Annotated in this window: 16 protein-coding genes; 9 read left to right on the top strand and 7 right to left on the bottom strand. The window is 72.4% G+C overall.

What is annotated here, in order from left to right; translation table 11 throughout:
- Nucleotides 1-10 precede the first annotated feature (10 nt).
- Nucleotides 11-1,387: an FAD/NAD(P)-binding protein gene (locus tag MFF54_RS18080; protein ID WP_238304203.1), complete on the bottom strand. Its 1,377-nt coding sequence runs from the start codon at nucleotides 1,385-1,387 to the stop codon at nucleotides 11-13.
- 354 nt (nucleotides 1,388-1,741) lie between these two features.
- Nucleotides 1,742-2,929 carry a zinc-binding metallopeptidase family protein gene (locus MFF54_RS18075; RefSeq protein WP_238304202.1) on the bottom strand — a complete coding sequence of 396 codons (1,188 nt, stop codon included), beginning with the start codon at nucleotides 2,927-2,929 and terminating at the stop codon, nucleotides 1,742-1,744.
- Between the two features lie 266 nt (nucleotides 2,930-3,195).
- Between MFF54_RS18075 and MFF54_RS18070 the strand changes: the two genes are divergently transcribed.
- The 3 genes from MFF54_RS18070 to MFF54_RS18060 are packed head-to-tail and all read left to right on the top strand — an operon-like array spanning nucleotide 3,196 to nucleotide 9,898.
- Complete coding sequence (locus MFF54_RS18070; protein WP_238304201.1) at nucleotides 3,196-6,468, top strand: transglutaminase family protein; 3,273 nt, start codon at nucleotides 3,196-3,198, stop codon at nucleotides 6,466-6,468.
- Complete coding sequence (locus MFF54_RS18065) at nucleotides 6,465-8,999, top strand: circularly permuted type 2 ATP-grasp protein (RefSeq protein WP_238304200.1); 2,535 nt, start codon at nucleotides 6,465-6,467, stop codon at nucleotides 8,997-8,999. Before MFF54_RS18070 ends, MFF54_RS18065 begins: the two co-directional genes overlap by 4 nt.
- Complete coding sequence (locus MFF54_RS18060) at nucleotides 8,996-9,898, top strand: transglutaminase family protein (protein WP_238304199.1); 903 nt, start codon at nucleotides 8,996-8,998, stop codon at nucleotides 9,896-9,898. Before MFF54_RS18065 ends, MFF54_RS18060 begins: the two co-directional genes overlap by 4 nt.
- Nucleotides 9,899-9,904: 6 nt before the next feature.
- On the opposite strand, the gene mntR is transcribed toward MFF54_RS18060, so the two are convergent.
- Nucleotides 9,905-10,360, bottom strand: a complete 456-nt coding sequence (mntR, locus tag MFF54_RS18055) for a manganese-binding transcriptional regulator MntR (RefSeq protein ID WP_238304198.1) — start codon at nucleotides 10,358-10,360, stop codon at nucleotides 9,905-9,907.
- A 204-nt stretch (nucleotides 10,361-10,564) separates the two neighbouring features.
- On the opposite strand from mntR, the gene MFF54_RS18050 reads away from it, so the two are divergent.
- From MFF54_RS18050 to MFF54_RS18040, 3 genes are all read left to right on the top strand, one after another.
- Nucleotides 10,565-11,920 carry an Nramp family divalent metal transporter gene (locus MFF54_RS18050; RefSeq protein ID WP_283206293.1) on the top strand — a complete coding sequence of 452 codons (1,356 nt, stop codon included), beginning with the start codon at nucleotides 10,565-10,567 and terminating at the stop codon, nucleotides 11,918-11,920.
- A 65-nt stretch (nucleotides 11,921-11,985) separates the two neighbouring features.
- The gene (gene queG, locus MFF54_RS18045; RefSeq protein WP_238304197.1) at nucleotides 11,986-13,158 is read left to right on the top strand and encodes a tRNA epoxyqueuosine(34) reductase QueG; all 1,173 of its coding nucleotides are present in this window, start codon (nucleotides 11,986-11,988) and stop codon (nucleotides 13,156-13,158) included.
- 6 nt (nucleotides 13,159-13,164) lie between these two features.
- Nucleotides 13,165-14,028 (top strand): SDR family oxidoreductase, encoded by an 864-nt coding sequence (locus MFF54_RS18040; RefSeq protein ID WP_238304196.1) that lies wholly within the window; start codon nucleotides 13,165-13,167, stop codon nucleotides 14,026-14,028.
- Here MFF54_RS18040 and MFF54_RS18035 read toward each other — a convergent pair.
- Nucleotides 13,989-15,902, bottom strand: a complete 1,914-nt coding sequence (locus MFF54_RS18035) for a glycosyltransferase family 2 protein (protein ID WP_238304195.1) — start codon at nucleotides 15,900-15,902, stop codon at nucleotides 13,989-13,991. The genes MFF54_RS18040 and MFF54_RS18035 overlap by 40 nt on opposite strands.
- Nucleotides 15,903-16,012: 110 nt before the next feature.
- On the opposite strand from MFF54_RS18035, the gene MFF54_RS18030 reads away from it, so the two are divergent.
- From MFF54_RS18030 to MFF54_RS18020, 3 genes are all read left to right on the top strand, one after another.
- Nucleotides 16,013-16,870 carry a transporter substrate-binding domain-containing protein gene (locus MFF54_RS18030; RefSeq protein ID WP_238304194.1) on the top strand — a complete coding sequence of 286 codons (858 nt, stop codon included), beginning with the start codon at nucleotides 16,013-16,015 and terminating at the stop codon, nucleotides 16,868-16,870.
- A gap of 92 nt (nucleotides 16,871-16,962) precedes the next feature.
- Entirely contained in the window at nucleotides 16,963-18,654 is a 1,692-nt protein-coding gene (locus MFF54_RS18025) for a lysine--tRNA ligase (protein ID WP_238304193.1), read from the top strand.
- Nucleotides 18,655-18,841: 187 nt separating this feature from the next.
- Complete coding sequence (locus tag MFF54_RS18020; protein ID WP_238304192.1) at nucleotides 18,842-19,039, top strand: hypothetical protein; 198 nt, start codon at nucleotides 18,842-18,844, stop codon at nucleotides 19,037-19,039.
- A gap of 5 nt (nucleotides 19,040-19,044) precedes the next feature.
- Here the strand turns inward: MFF54_RS18020 and MFF54_RS18015 are convergent, their stop codons facing one another.
- The 3 genes from MFF54_RS18015 to MFF54_RS18005 all read right to left on the bottom strand — a co-directional run bounded on the left by MFF54_RS18015 (nucleotide 19,045) and on the right by MFF54_RS18005 (nucleotide 23,721).
- Entirely contained in the window at nucleotides 19,045-22,425 is a 3,381-nt protein-coding gene (locus MFF54_RS18015; RefSeq protein ID WP_306423971.1) for a hypothetical protein, read from the bottom strand.
- 98 nt (nucleotides 22,426-22,523) lie between these two features.
- Nucleotides 22,524-22,925 carry a hypothetical protein gene (locus tag MFF54_RS18010; RefSeq protein ID WP_238304190.1) on the bottom strand — a complete coding sequence of 134 codons (402 nt, stop codon included), beginning with the start codon at nucleotides 22,923-22,925 and terminating at the stop codon, nucleotides 22,524-22,526.
- 103 nt (nucleotides 22,926-23,028) lie between these two features.
- Nucleotides 23,029-23,721, bottom strand: coding sequence for an invasion associated locus B family protein (locus MFF54_RS18005; RefSeq protein WP_238304189.1), 693 nt, complete (start codon nucleotides 23,719-23,721; stop codon nucleotides 23,029-23,031).
- Nucleotides 23,722-24,087: the final 366 nt, after the last annotated feature.

The raw sequence follows: 24,087 nt of genomic DNA, 5'->3' as shown, positions 1-24,087 counted from the left end.
CTCCGCACTCTTATCCTCGCACGCCTGCCGCCACGGCCCGCGCGAGCTGCGCGGCCTGATTGCGGATATCGGGCACGGCCGTGCACTCCCAGAACACGCCGCGGATCAGCGGCCCGAGCGTCCAGAGCGGGGCGGGCATGTCCCCGATCACCGAGAGATCGGGGCGCACGTCGAGCCCGATGCCGAAGGGGCCGGGACGCACCAGACCGCGATCGATCAGCCGGCGCAGGAGCGGGTCGACCGTCTCGGCAACACGGCCGATGCCGCGGGCGTCGAGGATGCACTGAACCGCGAAGGTCTCCGGCTCCCGCGCCCCGCGCGGCCGGCAGGTGACCAGCGCCTCGTCGGGCCGGTCCTCGATGGCCAGGAGCTTGGCCGCGCGGACCTCCAGCGTGCCGGCCGCGATCTCGGCGGCGATCGCCGCGCCCGCGGGCGGGGCGGCGCGGTGACGATGCACGTCCCAGAACGGGCGCAGGTGGCGCAGGAAGCGCGCCTTCTCGGCTTCCGGCAGGCCGAGCCAGAGCGTGTCCGTGACCGGCCGCAGGGCATCCAGAACCCCGTGCCAGCCGATTCCGGCGGCGGAGGCCGCGGCGACCTCCTGGCGGATCCGCCGGAGGAGCCGCGTGAGCGAGGTCCGCTCGGCCGGGGAGAAATCCGGCTGCGGCCAGGCGCCGGCCTGCGCGTGCACGGTCGAAGCCTGTCCTCGCCGCGAGAGCGCGACGATGCGGCCCGTGAAGCCGTGGCGGCGCAGGTTCATCACCGCGTCGACCATGCTGAGCCCGGTGCCGACCACGAGGACCGCCCGGTCCGGATGCAGGCGCCCGAACCCGTCCGGGTTCCAGGGATCGGCCCGGTGCCGGCTCGCAGGCTCCTCGGGCGCCGCGAGATTGCCCATGGCGAGCACGGCCCCGGCGGCGGCGAAGCGTCGGCCGCCCTCGCTGCGCAGGACGAGACGCCCCTCCTCCGGCGCGATGTCGGTGATCGCCTCGTTGACGAGTTGCAGCCGCGGAGCGTCCGCCCCGGTCAGCGCCGCGGTCAGCAGTTCGGAGAGGTAGCGCCCGTAGAGGCCGCGGGCCGCGAAGGTGCCGGCCGGGGTTCGGCGGATTCCCTCTGCGGCGTCGGCGCTCGCCAGCCAGTCCTCGAACTGTGCCGGCCTGTCGGGAAAGGCGCTCATATTGGCAGCGCGCACGTTGAGGAGGTGGTCCGGGTTGCCCGTCGCGTAGGCACGACCGCGCCCGAAGCGCTCGGCGCGCTCGCAGAGCAGCACCGACCGGCCCGGCGGCAACTGCGCCAGGAGTTGGATCGCCGCCGCGGTTCCGCTGAACCCCGCCCCGATCACGGCAATCGGCAGCGGCTGCGCCTCGGCGGGGAGCGGACGGTCTGACATCGGTCTTTCTGAAAGTCTTTCGGGGACTCGGTGGGCGCGGGGCCCTGGCGCGCCAGCGGAAGAATAGCCTGCCGCGCTACGGGCCGCCATGGAAGGTGCCTCCCTTCTCCAGGGTGGTCGGGACGAGCCCTCGCTCTCTCCCGCAGCATCCGGAGAAGGTTTTCACGCGGCCGGTCCGGTCTCGAATTCCAAAGGTCGGGACCTTCGGCGGGCGCAGGGCAGAGCCCTGCCTCTGGAACTGCCGTCCTGGCTCCGCCGGGGCGGTGGTTTCAATCCGGGGCTGCGCTCCGCCGGCCCCGTTTGCAGCGCCTCTGTGCTTCGAAAGGGCCTTCGTCCCCGGAGGGTGCTCGCTGCTCAGACCGTCGGCGCCGCCACCTTCTGGCGCAAGCCGCTGATCACCGCCTTCAGGATCTCGGTGCCGGCGGCCTCCGGGTCCGGCGCCGGCAGGTCGCCGCGCGCCGCGTAGATGCGCTCATGCACGAAGGCGAGCTTGGCGATCACCGCCGGTGTCAGCCTGAACGGGTAGAGCGCGCTCTGCCCCATGCTGTGGGAGAGCGAGTTGATCGCGTAGGTCAGCGGCAGCCATGCCTCGATCAGGCGGTCGAGGTCCTGCGTCCGATAGGGGTCGAAGTCGATCACCACTGGCGCGCCCACCTCCTTGCGCAGGCGCGGGCGCAGGTGCAGCTCGAAGGTCGAGGCGGTCTCCACTGTATCGACGATGTGCAGGTAGTGGGCGAAGGTCTCGGCGAAGTCCTCCCACGGATGGCTGGTCGCGTAGGTCGAGACGTAGGATTCCTCCCAGTTCGCCGGCGCGCCGTTTGCGTAGTGGGTCTGGAGCGCGGCTGCGTAGTTCAGGCTCTCGTCGCCGAACAGGGCGCGGAAGGCCCCGAGGTGCGGGCTGTTCTGCACCAGCAGGTACCAGAAGTAGTGTCCGATCTCGTGCCGGAAGTGGCCCAGCAGCGTCCGGTAGTGCTCGCCGAACAGCGTCCTGCGCCGCTCGCGCTCGACGTCGTCGGCCTCGGCGATGTTCATCGTGATCAGGCCGTTGAGATGGCCGGTCATCACTGGGGGACCGCCCAGATAGGTCTCGGAGGGATCGACCAGGAAGTCGAAGGCGAGGCCGTCCGTGTACTGCGCCCGGGTCGCGAGCGGCAGATCCAGGCGCAGCAGCGAGTAGAACAGCCGGTGCTTGGCAGCCTCCACCTGTCGCCAGCGGGTGAGGTTCCAGGGGATCGTCAGGTCCGGCACCACGTGATTGTGGCGGCAGGTGACGCAGAAGATGTCGGGGCTCTCGTCCGGCACCAGCCAGTTGCAGGCGGCATGGCGGGCATTGGCACAGAAGCGGTAGCGGCGGCCCGAATGCGCGTAGGCGTGGAAGACGGGGATCCCGACCGAACCCGGATGCGCCGAGGTGCCGACCGGCTCCAGAGCCGAGACCTCGTGCCGGTCGCAGACATAGCCGAGGCGCCGCTCGCAGCTCTCGCAGGCGGTGGCCTCGAAGGTCACCGGCTGGTCGCAGGCTTGGCACTGGAAGATCTTCATGAACGGGTTCCGAGGCCGGCCATGTCCGCCGCGGCGGCCGTGCCGAGGGACACGCTTATCCTGCGCCACGCCCCTGACGCGTCAAAGTGTCTTGACGGACAAAGTTCCCTTCTCTCCTAACCGGACTGTGCGACCGCCGCTCACGAAGCGCGGCGGGGCCGCATGGAACTTGCTTGCGGCGTCCCCCGTGTATCATCGGGCGTCGCCCCGCCGCGCGGCGGGATCGGGCGGCGTTCGTGCCCGGAATCGCTCAGACGAGACTGCCCGTGTCGATCAAAGCCGCCCTGCACCACGTCACCCATTACCGCTACGACCGGCCGATCAGCCTCGGCCCCCAAGTGATCCGCCTGCGCCCGGCGCCGCACGCGCGGGTGAAGATCCCTGCCTACGCCCTGAAGGTGACGCCCCAGAATCATTTCCTGAACTGGCAGCAGGACCCGAACGGCAACTGGCTCGCCCGCCTCGTCTTCCCGGAGAAGACCGACGAGCTGAAGATCGAGGTCGACCTCACCGCCGAGATGGCGGTGATCAACCCGTTCGACTTCTTCGTCGAGGACTACGCGCAGGTGGTGCCCTTCGCCTACGAGGCGGATCTGAAGGGCGAACTCGCGCCTTATCTCGCCCTCGACGAGGCGCAGGGGCCCGAGCTCGACGCCTTCCTGGCCTCCCTGCCGGAGAGGACCGGGGGCGAGACCAACACGGTGCTCTTCCTCGTGGCGCTGAACCGGGCGGTGGCGGACGCGGTCACCTACGGCGTGCGCATGGAGCCGGGCGTCCAGAGCGCCGCCGAGACCCTGACACTGAAGTCAGGCTCCTGCCGCGACTCGGCCTGGCTGATGGTGCAGATCCTGCGCCGCCTCGGTCTCGCGGCGCGCTTCACCTCCGGCTACCTGATCCAGCTCGTGCCCGACACCACCGCGGTCGAGGGGCCGGAGGGCACCAAGACCGACTTCACCGACCTGCACGCATGGGCCGAGGTCTACCTGCCGGGCGCCGGCTGGGTCGGGCTCGACGCGACGTCGGGCCTGCTCTGCGGCGAGGGCCACATCCCGCTGGCCTCGACGCCGCATTACCGCACGGCCGCGCCGATCTCGGGGCTCGCCGAGCCGGCCGAGACCGAATTCGGCTTCGAGATGGGCGTGACCCGCGTCGCCGAGTCCCCGCGCGTGACGAAGCCGTTCTCGGACGGTGTCTGGGCCGACATGGACGCGCTCGGCGAGCGGGTCGACCGGGATCTGGCCGCGCAGGACGTGCGCCTGACCATGGGCGGCGAGCCGACCTTCGTGTCGATCGACGATTTCGAGGCGGAGGAGTGGAACACCGGGGCGGTCGGGCCGACGAAGCGCGATCTCGCCGACAAGCTGATCCGGCGCCTGCGCGACCGCTTCGGGGCCGGAGGGCTGCTGCATTACGGCCAGGGCAAGTGGTACCCGGGCGAGAGCCTGCCGCGCTGGGCCTTCGGCCTGTACTGGCGCCGGGACGGCAAGCCGGTCTGGTCGGACGCGGACCTGATCGCGCCGGAAGCCGGCACCGGCGCCACCATCACGCAGGCCCGCACTTTCACCGACGCACTCGCCGAGCGGCTGGGCCTGCGCGCCTACGTCATCCCGGCCTTCGAGGATTCGGAGCACTGGGAGAAGGAGCGCGAGCGCCTGCCCGTCAACGTCACGCCGATCCGCGCCCAGAGCGGCTCGGCCGAGTACGACGCCCGGATCAAGCGGGTGTTCACCCGCGGCTTCGGCGAGCCGACCGCCTACGTTCTGCCGCTGGCGAGCCTCGCCATGGGGGGCTTCGCCGAGCGGGCCTGGATCTCGGAGGCCTGGGACTTCCGCCGCGGCCACGCCTTCCTGGTGCCGGGCGATTCACCCGCGGGCTTCCGCCTGCCGCTCGGCTCGCTGCCGCACGTGCCGCCCGAAAGTTACCCCTACTACCAGCCGCAGGACCCGCTTGAGGCGCGCGGCGCGCTGGCCGATGCGCCGGGGCGCTCCGCCGTGCGTAACGGCGGCGGGATCGAGGGCGTGGCGGTCCGCACGGCGCTGGCGGTCGAGCCCCGCGACGGGGTGCTGCGGGTGTTCATGCCCCCGCTTCAGCGCATCGACGAGTATTTCGAGCTCGTGGGCCACGTCGAGGCGGCGGCGGCGGCGTGCCGCCAGCCCGTCCATATCGAGGGCTACGAGCCGCCCTACGACCCACGCGTCAGCCTCATCAAGGTCACGCCCGATCCCGGCGTGATCGAGGTGAACGTGCACCCGGCCGCATCCTGGCGCGAGGCGGTGGACATCACCACCGGCCTCTACGAGGAGGCGCGCCAGACCCGGCTCGGCGCCGAGAAGTTCATGACGGACGGGCGCCACACCGGCACGGGCGGCGGCAACCACGTGGTGGTAGGGGGCGCCACGCCCGACGACTCGCCCTTCCTGCGCCGGCCGGACCTGCTGAAGAGCCTCGTGCTCTACTGGCAGCGGCATCCGTCGCTCTCCTACCTGTTCTCGGGCCTCTATATCGGCCCGACGAGCCAGGCCCCGCGCATGGACGAGGCGCGCCACGACGGGCTCTACGAGCTGGAGGTGGCGCTGAACCAGGTGCCGGAGCCCGACGCGCCCAACATCCCGCGCTGGCTGGTCGACCGGATCTTCCGCAACATCCTCGTGGACGTCACCGGCAACACCCACCGGGCCGAGATCTGCATCGACAAGCTCTACTCGCCGGACGGACCCACGGGGCGCCTCGGCCTCGTGGAGTTCCGCGCCTTCGAGATGCCGCCGGACGCCCGGATGAGCCTCGCTCAGCAACTCCTGCTGCGGGCCCTCATCGCGTGGTTCTGGCGCGAGCCCCAGGCCGGCGGTTGTGTCCGCTGGGGCACGGGGCTGCACGATCGCTTCATGCTGCCCCACTTTCTGGCCGCCGACTTCCGCTCCGTGCTGGATGACCTCGCCCGGGCCGGCTACGCTTTCGATCCGGTCGCCTTCGAGGCGCAGAGCCTGTTCCGCTTCCCCGTCTTCGGGCAGGTGGAGCACGCGGGCGTGCATCTCGAACTGCGTCAGGCGCTGGAGCCGTGGCACGTGCTCGGCGAGGAAGGATCGAGCGGAGGGACCGTGCGCTTCGTCGACAGCTCCGTCGAGCGCCTGCAGGTGAAGGTGGCCGGCTTCGTGCCGGGGCGCCACGTCATTGCCTGCAACGGCCGGCGCTTGCCGATGACCTCCACCGGCACGGCCGGGGAGGCGGTGGCGGGCCTGCGCTTCAAGGCCTGGCAGCCGGCCTCGTCGCTGCACCCGACGATCCCCGCGCACTCGCCGCTGACCTTCGACATCCTGGACAGCTGGAGCGGGCGGGCGCTTGGCGGCTGCCGCTACCACGTCGCCCATCCGGGCGGGCGCAACTACGAGACCCATCCGGTCAACGCCTACGAGGCGGAGGGGCGCCGCCTCTCCCGCTTCCAGCCGCACGGGCACACCCCGGGCCGGATCGCGATGCCGCGCGAGGAGGTGAATCCCGAGTTCCCGCTCACCCTCGACCTGCGGACGCCCGGGCCGCAATGACCGCGCTCGCGGAGGTGAAGGAGAAGGCGGGCGGCACCGTGCCGCTCGCCCGCTGGACGGAGGGCTACGCGCCGCTTCCGGGCCGGCCCGACGCCTATCTCGCCCCCGACGGCACACCGCGCGACTCGGCAGGGGGAGCCTGGTCACGCCTGCTCGACCACCTCGGGCGCCTCGGCGAGCCCGAGATGATGGCCCGCTTCGTCTCGGCGGAGCGGCACATCCGCGATGCCGGCATCTCCTTCCGGGTCTACGGCGACCAGCGCGAGCACGCTTGGCCGCTGAGTTCGCTGCCTCTGGTGATCGGGGCCGCCGAGTGGCGCGACCTCAGCGCCGGGCTGGTCCAGCGGGCCGAACTGATGGAGGCGATCCTTGCCGACATCTACGGTCCCGGCGACCTCGTGGCGGGTGGCTACCTGCCGGCTGCCGTGGTGGCGGGCTCGCCCGAGTTCCTGCGCCCGCTCCACGGGGTCGCGCCGCCGGGCGGGCGCTACCTCAAGCTCTACGCCGCCGATATCGGCCGGGGGCCGGACGGGCGCTGGCGGGTTCTGGCCGACCGGACGCAGGCTCCCTCCGGCCTCGGCTGGGCGCTGGAGAACCGGATGGTGCTGGCCCGCGCCTTCCCGGACATCTTCGAGGCCTGCCACGTCGAGCGCTTTCCGGCCTTCTTCCAGGCGTTTCGCGACGGGCTCGCGGCCGGCGCCGAGCGGGCGGACCCGCGCATCTGCCTGCTGACCTCGGGCCCCTACAGCAGCACCTATGTCGAGCAGGCCGCGCTCGCCCGCTATCTCGGGCTGATGCTGGTCGAGGGCGACGACCTCGTGATGCAGGACGGGCGGTTGCACGTGCGCACCGTCTCGGGCCTCAAGCGCTGCGACGCCCTCTGGCGCCGGATCGACGCCGACTATCTCGATCCGCTGGAACTGAACCCCGCCTCGCGCCTCGGCGTCCCGGGCATCCTCGAGGCCCTGCGCAACGGCAGCCTGGTGATGGCCAACATGCCTGGCTCGGGCCTCTGCGAGTCGGGCGCGCTCGAACCCTATCTCGACGGCATCGCCCGGCGCATGCTCGGCGAGCCGCTGACGCTCGCCGGGCCGCCGACCTGGTGGTGCGGTGACCCGGACGGGCTGGCGCATGTCCGCGACAACCTCGACGCCCTGACGCTGCGCCCGGCGGCGACGCCCCAGCGCGGGGCGGGCCGCGACGCGCTCCTCGGGCCGCAGACGCTGGCCGCCGACCGGGACCGCGCCGTCGCGGCGCTGCGCGAGCGGCCCTTCGACTATGTCGGTCAGGCGCTCGGGCCGCTCTCGACCATGCCGGGCTGGGAGCGCACCGATGCGGGCCTGCGCCTCGTGCCGCGCCCCTTCGTGCTCCGGGTCTTCGCCGCCCGCACGCCCAGCGGCTGGCAGGTGATGCCGGGCGGTTTCTGCCGCGTCGCCGAGCGCGACGACGTCGACCCGACCGAGATGCGCCTCGGCATCCGCGCGGCCGATGTCTGGGTCCTCTCCGAGACGCCCGTCGAGACGCAGACCCCGATCCAGGGCCGCACGCCCCGGGTGCGGCGCCTGGCCGGCCACCTGCCCTCGCGGGCCGCCGACGGCCTGTTCTGGTTCGGCCGCTACACCGAGCGGGCCGAGGCCGTGATCCGCCTCGTGCTCGCTCATCTCCGAAGCGTGGGCGATGCCGTCGTCACCGACATCGCGGGCGGCGCGCACGCCCCAACCGCCGCCCGCATCCGCCGCCTGATCGCCGAGTGGGGCGCAGGCAGCGCCCCCAACCTGCCGACCGCCGCACTTGCCCAGCAGGCGCTCTCCGGGCGCACGGCGCCGGGCTCGGCCCGCGCCCATATCGAGTCGGCCCGGCGCAACGCGGCGAAGCTCCGCAACCGCCTCTCGGGCGAGGCCTGGCGCGTGCTCGCCGACCTCGTCGACCTGCTGTCCCTCGATCCGGGCCGAGCATTCACCGAGTCGCAGCTCTCAGGCCGGGCCGAGCGGGCTTTGAGCCACCTCGCGGCCCTCTCGGGTCTCGCTCACGAGAACATGAGCCGGGCGGCGGGCTGGCACTTCATCGATCTGGGCCGACGCATCGAGCGGGCGATCAACACCTGCGACTTCGCGCTCGCGCTGGCCGACGACGAGGCCACCCCCGAGAGCCTCGGGGTGATGCTGGCGCTCTGCGACTCGCAGCTCAGCTACGGCTCCCGCTACATGCAGGGTGTGGCACTCGATCCCGTGCGCGACATGGTGCTGCTCGACCCCTACAACCCGCGCTCCGTCGCCTTCCAGGCGGAGGCGATCGCCCGCCACCTCGCCGACCTGCCGCCGCTCGCTGCCGACGGGGTGCCCGAGCCCCATTGCCGGCTGGCCGCGCGCATCGTGGCGGAGTTCCGCAGCGGCGAGGCCGCCGATTTCGACGCGGTCGGCATGGCCCGGGTCGAGAGCGAGCTGGAGCGGCTCGCCGACGCCATCGCCGGCCGCTACTTCCCGGCCGGCCCCCAGGCCGCGCGTCCGGAAAAGCTTGGGGGGCTCGGGTGATCTACACGCTCCGCCACCGCACCACCTACCGCTACGCCCGACCCGTGCGCTTCGCCCGCTGCTCCCTGCGGCTGAAGCCGCAGGACGGCGAAGGCCAGACCGTGCTGGCGAGCGCGGTGACGATCGAGCCGAGCCCGGCCAACGCCGTGACCCGGCGCGACTATTTCGGCATCGAGGCGCTCGGCATCCGTCTCGACACGCCCCACGCCGAGTTCGTGGTCGAAGCCAATTCCCGCGTCGCGGTCGATCGCCCCGCACCGCCCGAGCCGGAGGCCGGCCCCACCTGGAACGCGGTGCGCGACGCCGTGCTGGCGAGCCGCGACCTCTCGGGCGCGGCCCCCGTGCACTTCCTGTTCCCGAGTGCCCGCGTGCCCCTGGTGCCGGAGGTGACGGACTACGCCCGGGCGAGTTTCCGTGCGGGCCGCAGCGCCTACGGCGCGGCCCACGACCTGATGCGCCGGATCCGGGCCGATTTCCGGTTCGATTCGAGCGCCACCGCCGTCGACACGCCGCTCGCCGAGGCGTTCCGGCTGCGCGCCGGGGTCTGCCAGGACTTCGCCCACGTGATGATCGCGGGGCTTCGCGGCATGGGCCTGCCGGCGGCCTATGTCAGCGGGTACCTGCGCACCACGCCGCCGCCCGGCCGCCCCCGCCTGCAGGGGGCGGATGCCAGCCACGCCTGGGTCGCGGTCTGGTGTGGTTCGGGCTGGCTTGGCCTCGACCCGACGAACGACTGCGCCGTGGGCAACGACCACATCGTGGTGGCGCGCGGGCGCGACTACGGCGATGTCGCCCCGATCGACGGCATCGTCACCGCCTCGGGCCGTCAGCGGCTTCGGGTCGAGGTGGACGTGATCCCGGAGGATGAGGCGGTGCCGGAACTGGCGCTGGCGATATAGGGGCTCCTATCCTCCGCCATCCGCGAAACGCCGGAACGCTGCCAGCGTCTCGCCACTGACGTGGTGCTCGATGCCCTCCGCGTCGCGCCGCGCCGTCTCGGGGCTGACGCCGAGCGCGCAGAGGAAGCGCTCCACGATCCTGTGACGCTCCCGCGCCTGGTCGGCCAGGATCCGCCCGGCCTCCGTGAGGAAGACGCCCCGGTAGGGCCGCTGCTGCACCAGGCCGTCCTCGGCGAGCCGCTTGAGCATCTTGGCGACGGTCGGCTGCGCCACGCCGAGGCGGGCCGCGATGTCGACCTGCCGAGCCTCGCCGCCGTCGCCGATCAGGTCGGCGATCAACTCGACATAGTCCTCGGCGAGTTCCGAGCGCCGGGCCTCGCGGGCCTGCCGGAAGCTCGCGACATGGATCTCCGGATCGACGAGCGGGTCTCCCGCGGGGGCGGTCGTGCGGCGGGCCTGCATCGGTCGGGACACCTCGTCTGGCAGATGACGCGCGGAAGGACTGGCGGTCCTCATAGCCCAGGAGTCCGCCCGTCGGGAGCCCCCGGGCCGCCGCCCGGTGGAGGCGGCGCGCTTTGCAGCGCAGCGACTTAGCTGTTCACAACCGTTATAGCACGAGCTATATTGTGCCAATGGGCCGTTCCGGCTCTCGGTACGAGGATCTTCGTGAACGTCAGCCCGCACCCCGTCGCCCCGGACCCGAGCTGGCGTTCCGCGCGTCCCGCGGATGAGCCGAGCCTCGGCGCCCTGAATGCCAGCGTGGCGGTGCGCGCGGGCGGATCCTGGCCGCGGCGGCTCCTCGGCTTCCTGGGGCCGGGTTACATGGTGGCGGTCGGCTACATGGACCCGGGCAACTGGGCGACCGACATCGCGGGCGGCGCCCAGTTCGGTTACACGCTTCTCGCCGTCATCCTGATCTCGAACCTGATGGCGGTCGTGCTGCAGGCGCTCAGTGCCCGGCTCGGCATCGCCACGGGGCGCGACCTCGCCCAGGCCTGCCGCGACGCCTATCCGCGGCCCGTGGGCTTCGCGCTCTGGCTCGCCTGCGAGGCGGCGATCATCGCCTGCGACCTCGCCGAGGTGATCGGCACGGCGATCGCCCTGAAGCTGCTCTTCGGCCTGCCGCTCTGGCTCGGCGCCGTGATCACCGCCCTCGACGTGCTGGTGGTGCTGCTGCTGCTCCGCCGGGGCTTCCGGGCGCTCGAAGCCTTCGTGATCGGGCTGCTCACCGTCATCTTCGTCTGCTTCGCGGTGCAGATCGCGCTGGCCGCTCCCCCGGTCGCGGCGGTGCTCGGCGGCTTCATGCCGTCGCGCGAGATCGTCACGAACCCGGCCGCCCTCTACATCGCCATCGGCATCATCGGCGCCACGGTAATGCCCCACAACCTCTACCTGCATTCCTCGATCGTGCAGACCCGGGCCTACCCCCGCGACCTCGCGGGCAAGCGCGAGGCCCTGCGCTTCGCGGTGGCGGATTCCACCATCGCCCTGACGCTCGCGCTCTTCGTCAACGCCGCGATCCTGATCCTGGCGGCTTCCGTGTTCCACGCGAGCGGGCGCACCGACGTGGAGGAGATCGAGCAGGCCTACGAGCTGCTCTCGCCGCTGCTCGGCGTCGGCCTCGCCTCGACGCTGTTCGCCGTGGCGCTCCTGGCATCGGGCCTCAACTCGACGGTGACCGCCACGCTCGCCGGCCAGATCGTGATGGAGGGTTTCCTGCGCCTGCGCCTGCCGAACTGGGCTCGGCGCCTGATCACCCGCGGCATCGCCATCGTGCCGGTCGTCGTGGTGGCGGTCCTCTACGGCGATGCGGGCACGGCCAAGCTCCTCGTGCTGAGCCAGGTGGTGCTCTCGATGCAATTGCCCTTCGCGGTGATCCCGCTCGTCAGCTTCGTCTCGGACCGGGCCAAGATGGGCGCGCTGGTGGTGCCGGGCTGGCTCAAATGGCTGGCCTGGGCGATCGCGGGGATCATCGTGGTGCTGAACCTGAAGCTTCTGGTCGACATGCTGACCGGCGTGTGATGCAGCCCCCGATGGGATAGACGGACGCCGTCGCCGGGTTGCCCCGGCGCGTGCGGCGACCCCGGATGAGCGTGCAGGCCTTCAACACCAAGCGTACCTATGCGGGCGCCGACCTGCGCCGCTTGGTCGAGGCGCGGGCCCGGGCGCTTGGCTTCTGTGCGCTCGGCCTGGCCGGGCCCGACGCGGTGCCGCTGCTGCCCGAACGCCTGGGCGCGTGGCTCGCGGAGGGCGCGCAGGGCGAGATGAGCTGGATGGAAGAGCGCGCCGACCAGCGCGCGGATCCGGCGACGCTCTGGCCCGAGGTGCGCAGCATCTGGGTGCTCGCCATGAGCTACAAGCCCGAGACGGACCCGCTCGACCTCCTCGCGCGCCGAGATCGCGGCGCGATCGCCGCCTATGCGCAGCGGCGCGATTATCACGAGGTGCTCAAAGGCAAGCTGAAGGAACTCGGCGGTTATCTCTCGGCGAAGTCCGGCCGGCCCGTGAAGGTCTTCGTCGACACGGCCCCGGTGATGGAGAAGCCGCTTGCCGAGGCCGCGGGCCTCGGCTGGCAGGGCAAGCACACGGTGCTGCTCTCGCGCGAGCATGGCAACTGGCTCCTGCTCGGCGCGATCTACAGCGCCGCCGCGATGGAGCCGGACGCGGCCGGCGTGAGCCGCTGCGGTTCCTGCCGGGCCTGCCTCGACGTCTGCCCGACGGGGGCCTTCCCCGAGCCCTACCGGCTCGACGCGCGGCGCTGCCTCTCCTACCTGACCATCGAGCACGCTGGGCCGATCCCCGAGGAATTCCGGCGCCCGATGGGCAACCGCGTCTTCGGCTGCGACGATTGCCTCGCAATCTGCCCCTGGAACAAGTTCGCGCACGCGGCCGCCGAGGCCCGGATGAGCGCCCGCGACGACCTCGCCGCGCCGCCGCTGGCGGAACTCGCGACCCTCGACGACGCCGCCTTCCGGGCGCGGTTCGCCGGCACGCCCGTCAAGCGCACGGGCCGCGACCGCTTCCTGCGCAACGTGCTGATCGCGATCGGCAACGCGGGCGACCCTGCCCTCGGCGCGGCGGCACTCGACCATCTCGCCGACGCCTCGCCACTCGTGCGGGGCATGGCCGTCTGGGCCGCGGCGCGCTACCTCGACAGCGCGGCGCTCAGTGAGTTGCACGCCCGGCACGGCGCGGCCGAGGCCGACCCGCATGTGCGGGCGGAGTGGCGGGCGGCGCTGGCGCACGATCCGGAGACCTAGAGATCCATGAACCTGTTCGTCTTCGGCCTCGGTTTCTCGGCCCGACGCTTCGCCGAGAGCCAGCGCGGGCGCTTCGGCCGGATCCGGGCGAGCGTGACCGACCCGGAGAAGGCCCGCGCGCTCTCGGACGAGACCGGATTCGCGGTGCGCGCCTTCGGGCCGGAGGGGGCGGATTCCTGCATCGCCGAGGATCTTGCCGACACCGACGTGCTCCTCGTCTCCGTGCCGCCGGACGCGGAGGGCGATCCGACGCTGCGCGCCTACCAGGACGCCATCGTGGGCAGCCGCATCCGCTGGATCGGCTATCTCTCGACGATCGGGGTCTACGGCGATCACGGCGGTGCCTGGATCGACGAGACGACCGAGCCCTCGCCCCTCAGCGCCCGCTCGAAGATGCGGCTCGCGGTGGAGAACGCCTGGCTCGACCTCGGCCGCGACACGGGCAAGACCGTGCAGGTCTTCCGGCTGTCGGGCATCTATGGGCCCGGCCGCAATCCGATCGTGAAGCTGCGGGAGGGCCGCTCGCAGCGCATCGTCAAGCGCGGCCAAGTCTTCAACCGGATCCACATCGACGACATCGCGGCAACGCTCGCGGCCTCGATCGATCGTCCCCGAGCGGGTGCCGTCTACAACGTCACCGACGACGAGCCGGCGCCCCCGCAGGTGGTGACGGAGTACGCGGCTGGGATCGCCGGTCTGCCGCTGCCGCCCGAGGTCGATTTCGAGACCGCCGATCTCAGCCCGATGGCGCGCAGCTTCTACGGAGAGAACAAGCGCGTGCGGAACCGGCTGATCCGGGAGGAACTCGGCGTGGATCTCGCTTTCCCGACCTACCGCGAAGGCCTCACCGCCCTGAAAGATGCCGGGTAGGCGCCCTCACCCGGGGCGCGCCGTCCCAGTCGCAGCAGCCCGCTGCGCGAGCTCCGGGCAAGGCCGTGCTCGGTCTTGTTCCAGCGGTTCGGCGCCCGCACCAGCTCGAACACGGCGAGCCAAGCCGCGAGGCTGACGCAGCAGAAGTAGAACGGCATCAGGGGCACCCAGACGATGAGGTCGAGCCAGCCCCGCCGGACGCAGCCGAGCGCCGCCGGCAGCATCAGGGCGAAGAACCCGGCCCAGAAGAGCAGCATGGACAGGCCCTGCGGCATGCGGGACAGCAGGGTCGTCGTCTCCGGCTGCGCGCGCAGGAACAGGTCGTAGACCGAGAGCACGAGGTAGAGCGGATAGACCAGGGCGGAGAGCACCGCGCCGGGCACGAGCGCCAGCGCCGCGAGACCGCGGACCGCGCCGAGACGGCGGAGCGTCTCCAGCGGCGCCCTTCCATGCGTCAGGCTGGTCTGGAGGAAGCCCTTGATCCAGCGCACCCGCTGGTGAAGCCAGGCCTGACCGCGGATCGGCGCCTCCTCGATCGTGCCGCTCGGCAGGTCGCCGACATCGTAGCCTGCGAGCGCGAGGCGGACGCCCAGATCGGCGTCCTCGGTGACGTTCCAGGCGTCCCAGCCGTGGAGATCGCGCAGGGTGCGGGTTCGGAAATGGGTCGAGGTGCCGCCGAGCGGCATCGGCAGGCGCCAGCGGGCGAGCGCCGGATTCAGCACCCCGAACAGCCCGAGATATTCCAGCGTGAAGAAACGGGCGAACCAGGAATCGCCCGGGTTGTCGACGAGCAGCCGGCCCTGCAGCGCGGCGGTCGTCGCGGGCGCGCGCGCGAACAGGGACGCGGCGAGCCGGAGCTGGTCCTCCGCGGGCACGTCCTCGGCATCGTAGACGACGAGCAGGCTGCCGCGCGCGAGGGGCAGGGCGGCGTTGAGGGCGCGCGGCTTCGTCCGCGGCAGGCCCGGCGGCATCACGATCGTCTCGAACCGGGCCGGGAAGGGGATGCGGGCAAGCGCCCGCGCTGTCTCGGCGTCGTCGGCCTCGATCAGGAACTTCACGTCGAGCTTCGAGAGCGGGTAGTCGAGCCGGGCGATCGCCCGGACGAGGCGGTCGACCACGGCTCCCTCGCGATACATCGCGACCATCACCGTGTAGGTGGGCAGCTCCGCCTCCGCGAGCGGTCGCGCGCGCGCCGCGATCACCCCCGCCCCCAGGAAGGCGGCGCCGATCCGCAGGCCCGTCATCGCCAGGAACACGAGCTGAACAGCGACCGTGACCGCCAACGCGAGTGGCGGCGGCAGTGCGGCGAACAGGCAGAACCCGGTGCAGGCGAGCAGGAAGAGGAACAGCAGCCAGCGGTTGGCCGGCTCGCGCCCGAAGGCCCAGTGCGGCGCCCGGCGCTGGAGGTTGTCCGCCGCGTAGGCCGCGATCTCGGGACCCCGCGCCGCGAACACCGCCTCGCGCAGCCGCGTCGGCGTGGTGATCGCCGGCATGCCGCGCCGGTATCCGGTCTCGAGGAGTTCGGCCACCTGCGGCCCGCGGGGCGCCAGAACGCAGGGCGCGAGCGCGCCCGTGGCAAGCGGCGCGAGCCCCGCGACGAGGCTGTCGGGATAGCGCAGGCCCGGACCGAACGGGATCTCGTCGTCGAGGAAGGTCGCGCCGAGCGCCCGGGCGAGCGCGCGGTAGTAGGCGTCCTCGTGGATCCAGCCGGCGTTGAGCATGGCGGTCGCCGCATCGGTGCCGCTCGCCCGGGCGAGATCGGCGGCGCGGGCCAGATCCGATGCGGCCACGCCCTCCCACAGCAGGAAGGCGATCTCGGGCGGCAGGACCGACGCGTCGGAGGTGGGCCTGAGCAGGAGGCGCAGGAACGACATGGACACCCGCTCCCGCGACCCGCGGAACGTGCTAGACAGGCGTGCGAGCCGAGCCGCCTGACCGGGGCCAGCGGACACCAGGACTGTTCAACCGTCAAGACGCGTTCGGCATGATTGAAAAATTCCGGGTGATCATCGCGGCAGTTCTGTTCTTGTCGCCTGCCGGGCAGCAGGTCCGGGCCGATCCTGCTCCCTCCGAGAGCGTAAGGATCCCGAACTTCTGGAACCCGCGTGCGCGTGGCGAGCGGATCGAGGCGCCCCAGACCGGCCGCCCGGTCCGCTTTCTCACCGACGACGAGTTCCCGCCGCTGCACTTCGCCGGTCCCGACGGAGCGCCGACCGGCTTCGCGGTGGAGCTAGCCCGCGCCGTGTGCGAGCGCCTGGCGATCACCTGTACGGTGCAGGCGCGCCGCTTCGACACGCTGCTCGACGCGCTGAACGAGCGCCAGGGCGACGTGGTCGCGGCGGCGATCCCGCTGACCCCGACGCTCCGAGAGAAGTTCCTGGCGACGAGGCCCTATTTCCGCTGGCCCGCCCGCTTCGCCGCCCGCACGAGCCCGCCCCTGCCGCCCCCATCCCCCGAGGGGCTTGCGGGCCGCAGCGTCGGGGTGATCGCGGGCAGCGCCCACGCGGCCTATCTCCGGGCCTTCTTCCCGAAGGCACAGACGAAGGAGTTCACCGATCTCGCGGCGGCAGAGGGCGCGCTGAAGCGCGGCGAGACCGAGTACCTGTTCGCGGACGGCGTCAACCTCGCGCTCTGGTTCGGCGGCCAGGAGGCGGCCGGGTGCTGCGCCTTCACGGGGGGCGACTATCTGGAGAACCGGTATTTCGGGGAGGGCATCGGCCTCGTGACCCGCCAGGAGGACGCAGGCCTCGCCCGCGCGCTCGACGACGCGCTCCAGCGGCTCTGGGACGACGGCAAGTACGCCGAGCTGTACCTGCGCTTCTTCCCCGTGAGCCCGTTCTGAGACCGAGCCGGCATGGGTGCCCCGCGTTGACCCGTCCGGCGCCCCTACCGTAGTGAGGCGGGTTCTCGGCACATGCTGGAACGTACCGCTTCATGCCCGCCCCGCTCACCCTCGACCCCGACCTGATCGAGGCCGCCGCGCACGCCGCCGCCTGGCCCTTCGAGGAGGCGCGCAAGCTCGTCGCGCGCCTGGAGCGCAAGCCCAAGGCCGAGGTTCTGTTCGAGACCGGCTACGGGCCGTCGGGCCTGCCGCATATCGGCACCTTCGGCGAGGTGGCCCGCACCTCGATGGTGCGCCACGCCTTCCGGGTGCTGACGAAGGACGCGGTGCCGACGCGTCTCATCGCCTTCTCGGACGATATGGACGGCCTGCGCAAGGTGCCGGACAACGTGCCGAACCGCGAGATGCTGCAGGCCGCCCTCAACCTGCCGCTGACGAAGGTGCCCGATCCCTTCGGGACGCACGACAGCTTCGGCGCGCACAACAACGCGGAGCTGCGCCGCTTCCTCGACGCGTTCGGCTTCGACTACGAGTTCCGCTCGGCGACGGAGTGCTACCGCTCGGGCGTCTTCGACGCGACGCTCATGCTGGTGGCCGAGCGCTACCAGGCGGTGATGGACATCATGCTGCCCTCGCTGCGCGCCGAGCGCTCGGCGAGTTACTCGCCCTTCCTGCCGATCCACCCGGTCACCGGCCACGTCCTTCAGGTGCCGATCGATCGTGTGGACGCCGCCAAGGGCACGCTCGCCTGGCGCGATCCTGCGACGGGCGAGGCCTACGAGACCCCGTTCACCGGCGGCCACGCCAAGCTGCAGTGGAAGCCCGACTGGGCGATGCGCTGGGTGGCGCTCGGCATCGACTACGAGATGGCCGGCAAGGATCTGATCGACTCGGTCAAGCTCTCGGGCCAGATCGCCCGCGCGCTCGGCGCCGAGCCACCGGAGGGCTTCAACTACGAGCTCTTCCTCGACGAGCGGGGCCAGAAGATCTCGAAGTCGAAGGGCAACGGCCTGACCATCGACGAATGGCTCGCCTACGGCACGCCGGACTCGCTCGCGCTGTTCATGTACAACAAGCCGCGCGAGGCCAAGCGCCTGTTCTTCGATGTGATTCCGCGCCACGTCGACGAGTACCTGAACTTCCTCGACCGCTATCCGAAGCAGGACGCCAAGCTGCGCCTCGGCAACCCGGTCTGGCACCTGCACGCGGGCGCGCCGCCCGAGGCGGAGCGGGTCGAGGGCGGCGGCGTCAACTTTGCAATGCTGCTGAACCTCGCGGCGGTGGCCAACACCGAGGACAAGGGCGTGCTCTGGGGCTTCATCCGGCGCTACGCCCCCGGGATCGGGCCGCAGACGCATCCCTATCTCGACCGGCTGGTCGGGCACGCACTCGCCTATTTCCGGGACTTCGTGCGCCCCGCGAAGACCTACCGCGAGCCGACCCAGGAAGAGCGGGCGGCGCTGGAGGATCTGGCGGCGGCGCTGGCCGAGCATGCCGGCTCGACCGATCCGGAGGCCCTGCAGGCCGCGGTCTACGAGGTCGGGCGGCGCCACTTCCCCGATCTCTCCGGCAAGGCCAAGAGCCCGGACGGCCGACCCGGCGTGTCGCAGGCGTGGTTCGGCACGATCTACAATGTGCTGTTCGGCGAGGCGCGTGGTCCCCGGTTCGGCTCTTTCGTCGCCCTCTACGGCGTCGAGGAGACGCGCGCCCTCATTGCCGCGGCGCTCTCGGGTGCCCTGATCGCCGATCACGCCGCCTTCACGGCAGGCCGGACAGCGGCCTGAGGGCGAAGCGGCCTCCTTCGGGCCCTTCCCGGAGGGGGCAGGCAGGATCAGCGGAGGTCGCTGGGATCGTCGGCCCTGCCCTGCCCCAAGCTTGACCGTAACGCCGTGGCGGACGATTTCGGATAGGCAGTCGAACCGCGGGCGTTGCTAGCCGTTAACCTGTCGATTTCCGCTCTCGGTGGGTGCAATGGCCAAGCATGACATTCTCGGATACTTCGAGCATCGCCGCGACGGCGCCTGGGTCTGCGTGCGTCCGTTCACGCTGACGACCCGCAGTGCCAGCATCGACATCCGCGAGGGCCAGCGCTTCGACTATGGCAAGCGCGTCGGTGGGCTCGACCTCGCCGAGTACCTGGAACAGCTCGGCTCGCAGTTCGGCTCTTGAGGAATCTATCCGGGCGGTGGCGGAGGCTGTGTCTCCGCCCGGCTCTGCGCTCCCTCCCCTGATCCGCGTGGGGAACTGCCTTCCGGCTTGCCGCGCTCGGGTGCGGCGGTGTCGGGATAGCGCTTGCGGTACTCGGCGAGGAACGCCCCCAGCGTCTCGGCCTTCGAGGCGCGCTGCGCGATCTCGCGGAAGCCTGGCTGGCGTGTCGGATCGGTGCCGGTGATCAAGGCGAAGCTGCGCGCGTCCGCGCTCTCGGCCATCAGCCCCGCGAACTTGGCCTTCAGCCGCTCCAGTCCCAGGCGCTCGTCCGCCAGATCGTAGGCTATGCCCGCGCGGATCACATCGGCGCGGGCGGCCTCGTCGAGGGGTTGGGTGCCGCGCCAGACCTCGCCCAACAGCGCCTCGTGCGCCTCGCCGGCCCCCCGCCAGCGGCGGGCCGCCCAGAGGATGTCGGCTCTGAGGCGCGCGACGTCCGGACCGCTCTCGTCCTCGATCGTCTCCAGGGCGAGGTCCGTGCGGCTCAGGTCCGAGAGCGCGCGCGCCCGCACCAGCGCGCGGGCGCGGCGCAGGTCGGCCGGCAATTCCGGTAGGTGGGTCGCGTCGATCGCCTCCAGCGCCTGGAGCGGCTTGCCGTCCATCAGCCGCACCGTGGCGAGGCGCGCCGCCACAGCGGCGCGGGCTTGGCCGGTGAGCCGATGGTCGATCTGGTGCTGGAGCAGGTCGGCCGCCGAGTCGAGCAGGTCGAGCCCGACCAGCCGGTCGGCCAGCCGGCGCACCACCTCGTCGCCGCGCCGGCCGATCGGAGCGAACTCCTTGAAATCGAAGTAGAGCGCCACCGCCTCGACGCCCGGCAACGCGTCGCCGCGCCCGCCGAGATAGAGGGCGTCGAACAGGCTCTGAGCCTCGCCGTTCAGCACCCGCGCCATCTCGGAGGCCGGGAAGGCCATCGCGGCGCGCCGGGTCGTCGCGAAGGCCTCGCGGAAGCGGCCGGCGGTCGCGTAGCTCCGGGCGAGCCCGGCGATGATCGCCTCCTCGGTCGGGCCTCCGCGCCAGGTGAGGGCGAGGCGCTCCAGCCGGGCCAGCGCCTCGCCGGAGGACATCTTGGCCGTGCCGAGCGCCAGCAGGGTCCGGCGCAGGCCCGCGGCGGCGGCGACCGGGGCTGCGGCCGCGACCTCCAGCCGCTCGTAGCGGTCGAGGGCGGCCACCGTCTGGCCGGTCAACTCCTCCACCCGGCCCTTCACCAGGGCGAGGCGATCGCGCACCAGCGGGTCGCGCTTGGCGGCGGCGTCCATCCGGGACACCGCGGCGTCGATGTCGCCGCTCTCGATCGCGGATTCGGCAGCCGCCGCGAGCACGAAGTCGCGCAGATCCTCGGGCAGGCGCCCGGCGAGGTTCAGGGTGCGGCCGAACCCGGTCTCGGCCTCGCGCCACAGGCCCAGCCCCGCCTCCGCCACAGATCGCCACAGCACCGCTTCCGAATCGCGCTGCAGCACGTCGCCGCCGAGCGCCGCGCGCGCCTCGGCAAGGCGGCCCGCGCGCAGGAGGGCGAGACCGCGCCAGAGGCTGGTCTCGCGCTGCATCGCCACCAGCGGGTCGTCGGCCGCCGCGGTCTCCAGCGCGGTCAGGCCCTCCAGATCGAGGCCGGCGGCGATGAGCGTCCGGGCATGTGCGACGCGCAAGGGGCCGCGCTCGCCCGGGGGCGCGGCGGCGGCGGCGGCGAACTGCGACCGCAGAACCGCCCGCAGATTGCCGGATCTGCCCCGCGCCCAGGCCTCCGGATCGATAGCCGGGGCGCCGGCCTCGGCGAGAGCCGTCTCGGCACGCTGCATCACGCTCGAAACCGCGAGCCCGCCCTCGCGCCCGACCGCCACCCCGTCGAGGTCCGGACGCACCGCGAGGTCGTCGGCCAGTGCCAGCACGGCGAGGCCGAACCGGCTGGGGAGAAGCTCGAAATCGACGAAGCGCTGGCGCTTCGACATGCCGGCTGCGCGACGCCCCCGTGTCGTGACGAGGGCGATCCGCTCGCCGTCGAGATCGAGCCACGTCGCCGCGCCGGGCTTCGGCAGATCCACCGTGAGGCCGAAGCGGCCGGCCGCGTCGGGCCGCCGCCTCGGATTGAGCGCTGTGCTGGGCGTCAGGGCATCGCCCGCGGCGAGTTCCCAGCCGGCGCCCTCGCCGACCGCCACCGGCAAGAGGTCCACGAGCCGGCCCGGCGGCACGGCGAAGCGCAGCACCGTGAGATTGCCGACGCGGCGCGCCTCGCCGAGGGGGCTGAGCCCGGTCGTGGCCCCGGACTCGGGCAGGCGCACCGGCTCGTCCGTCTCGAAGGCGAGCGTCGCCACGCCGGTGCGCTCGAACAGCGCGACCGGCGGCAGGGTGCGGAAGCCGAAGACGAGGCCCGTGCCGGGCTTGCCCAGCGGGGGCTCGGCTTCCGCCGGGGCGGGGCGGGGCGCCTCGCGGGGGGCTGGATCCCGGGACGTCGGGGCGGGCTGGGGCGCCGGGGCGGGGCGCGGTGCCTCCGCGGTCGGCCCGGACGGTTGAGCGATGGCCGGCTCGCCCGGCTTCTCGCCGGCCTTCATCAGGTCGATCGAGACCGCGTCGTCCTCGCGCTCGATGCGCATCGTGTAGCCGTCCGCCGGGGTGAGCAGAAGGCTCGCGGAGTCCGATCCGGTCTCCGCCGCGAGGTCAGCGAGGACGGGGGCCGTCCGGCCGCGCGCCTCGCCCGTGTCGATGGTCCAGGCCCCGTCGATGCGCAGGCGGGTGGCGGCGCCCTCGCGCAGGCTCTCGCTGTGCACGCCGGGCGGCAGGCGCAGGGAGAGGCGCGTCAGGGTCGGCAGGTGGGCAACCTCGAGGGCGAGCGTCCGGCGGGCCGGGGGCGGGTTGCGGAGCCGCAGCGCCGCCTCGGCGGCCTCGGCCCGCCGCGCCAGCTCCGCGATCACCTCCGCGGGCAGCGGCGGCACGAGGCCGGTCCAGCCCTCGGGCAGGAGATCGACGAAGACCTGTTCGGCCGCCTCCTGCACGCTGATCCGGACGGGCCGCTGCAGGGCGAGGCGCAGGCCGGTCCCGTCCGGATCGCGCCGGGCCACCGCGATGTAGGCGGGCATCTCCTGGGCGAGCCGCTCGGCCCCGCCGGGCGCCCGCTCGGAGAAGCTGAGCACCAGCACGCCGGCACTCGCCCGCGCCTTGACGGAGACGGGCTTGTCGAAGGTGAGGCGGATGCGGCCGTAGCCGGCGGGCGCCGCGCCCTCGCCGGCCCGGGCCTCGCTGCCCTTGAGGGCGATGAGCCGTGCGGCCGCGACCGGCGTCGCGACGGGGAGGGCCGCCAGGACTCCCAGGAGCAGGGCGGCGCGCACTGCCCTCAGGCCGCCCGCCCGGCCTCCCCTCACCTGCCCCGCCCCCATGGAACGCCCCGACGCCGTACGCCCCGCGACTCTGCGGGGCGCAGGGCTAACGGCGGCTTAATGGGGCTCGTGCGGGATCCGGCTCAGCGGCGGACGACGAGGTTCGGCACCAGGCTGCCCGTGGGGCCGAAGCTGTCGAAGGCGCGCCGGCAGTTGGCGTCCGGGTCCTTGCGGTAGCTCTCCAGGTAGGAGGCGGCGGCGAAGTGCAGCGTCCCGGAATTCAGCGCGCCCGGCTCGATGCCGAGGCGGCGCACGGCGGCCTGGAGCTGTTCCGGCTCGCCGCGCAGGTTCGGGCAGGCGACGTTGACGAAACCCACCAGCCCGGCGAGCCGGGCCGCCATGGTCTCGTTCTTGGAGAGCTCCGGCGGCTTCGCCTCCGTGGCGGGTGAGGGCGCGGCCGGGGGCGTCGGCGCGGCCGGCTCCTGCGCCCGCGCGGGCAGGATCGCCGCCCCGGCGAGCAGCGCCGCCAGCATGATCCGTCTCATGGTTCCTCCCTGTCCGGTCCCGCGCGGTCGTTATGCCCGGCCTGCGCCCTCTCCTAACCCGGCCGGGCGTGTGGAGTCACGGAACCGCCTGCCAAGCGCCGGCTCAGCCCCCGAGCGCGGCGGCGCGGGCGAAGGCGGCGTTGAAGCCGCCGAGCGGCAGGGTGATGGTCACCGCCTCGCTGCTGTTGGCCTTCTGAGCGTTCACCACGAGGGCCTTGGCGGTCTTCATCCCGTCGGTGGCCAAGGTCGGGAAGCTGATCGGCACGAGGCAGCCCTCGCTCGTGCAGGTGGTGTAGGGCGCGCCCTTGCCGAGCACGGATTCGTCGAGCTTGAAGGTGACGCCGCTCTCGATGTTGAGCCCGAACGGCATCAGGAGCAGCCCCTCGGCCCGGCCCTCCTGCGGGGTGCGCAGCTCGAACACGAACTGGCGCCGGCCGCTCTGGCGATCGCCCTGGGACTGGGTGACCAGGCAGCTCGTCCGCGTCTCGGCGCGGGCGCAGTTCGTCGTCCACTCGCCGTAGGTCTCGCTCACCGAGTCGGCGCCAGCCGGCCAGACGGCCGCGGAGGCGGCCTCGGGCTTTGCCTCCGGCGGCTTCTCGGCAGCTTTGGGCTTCGGCTTGGCGACGGGCTTGGGCTTCGGCTTCTGGGCCGCCGTGGGAGCCTCGGCCGCCTCGGGCGCCGCCTCCTGGGCCGCGGCGGATCCCGACAGCAGCAAGGCGGCGAGCAGCGCGATCCCCGGGCCGACCCACCGCCGGGTCGTCCGGTCCGCGGAAGCGGCAAGCGCGCGTGTCGGCATCGATCTCGTCCCCTCGGCGACGCACCGGACGGCAGCGGAAGTCGATGCGCGGCCAGAGCTTTAGAGCCGTTCCAGATCGGATCTCGACGGCCCGGAGCGCTCTAGCGCCGGTGCGGGGGCGAGGCAATCGCGAGCGGGCGATCTCCCAAGATGTGCCAGCAAACGCGTGGTGGAATGGTCTCAGGCCCAGCGGCGGCGCAGGCTTCGGGCCAGCGCGAAGGCGAGGGTCAGCAGGCCGGGATCCCGGTCGACCGCCTCCTGCTCGGGGGCGGGGCACTGGGAGACGAGAACCGAGAGCATGGCTCACTCCATGGGCGTCGAAGGGCGCTTCCACGGACCGTTCGGCCTCCTGTCGCACTGCAATGT

The sequence above is a fragment of the Methylobacterium gregans genome, from assembly GCF_022179245.1.
GTDB lineage: Bacteria > Pseudomonadota > Alphaproteobacteria > Rhizobiales > Beijerinckiaceae > Methylobacterium > Methylobacterium gregans.
The sequence above is the reverse complement of the archived record's forward strand: the minus strand, read 5'-3'. Positions and strand labels throughout refer to the sequence as shown.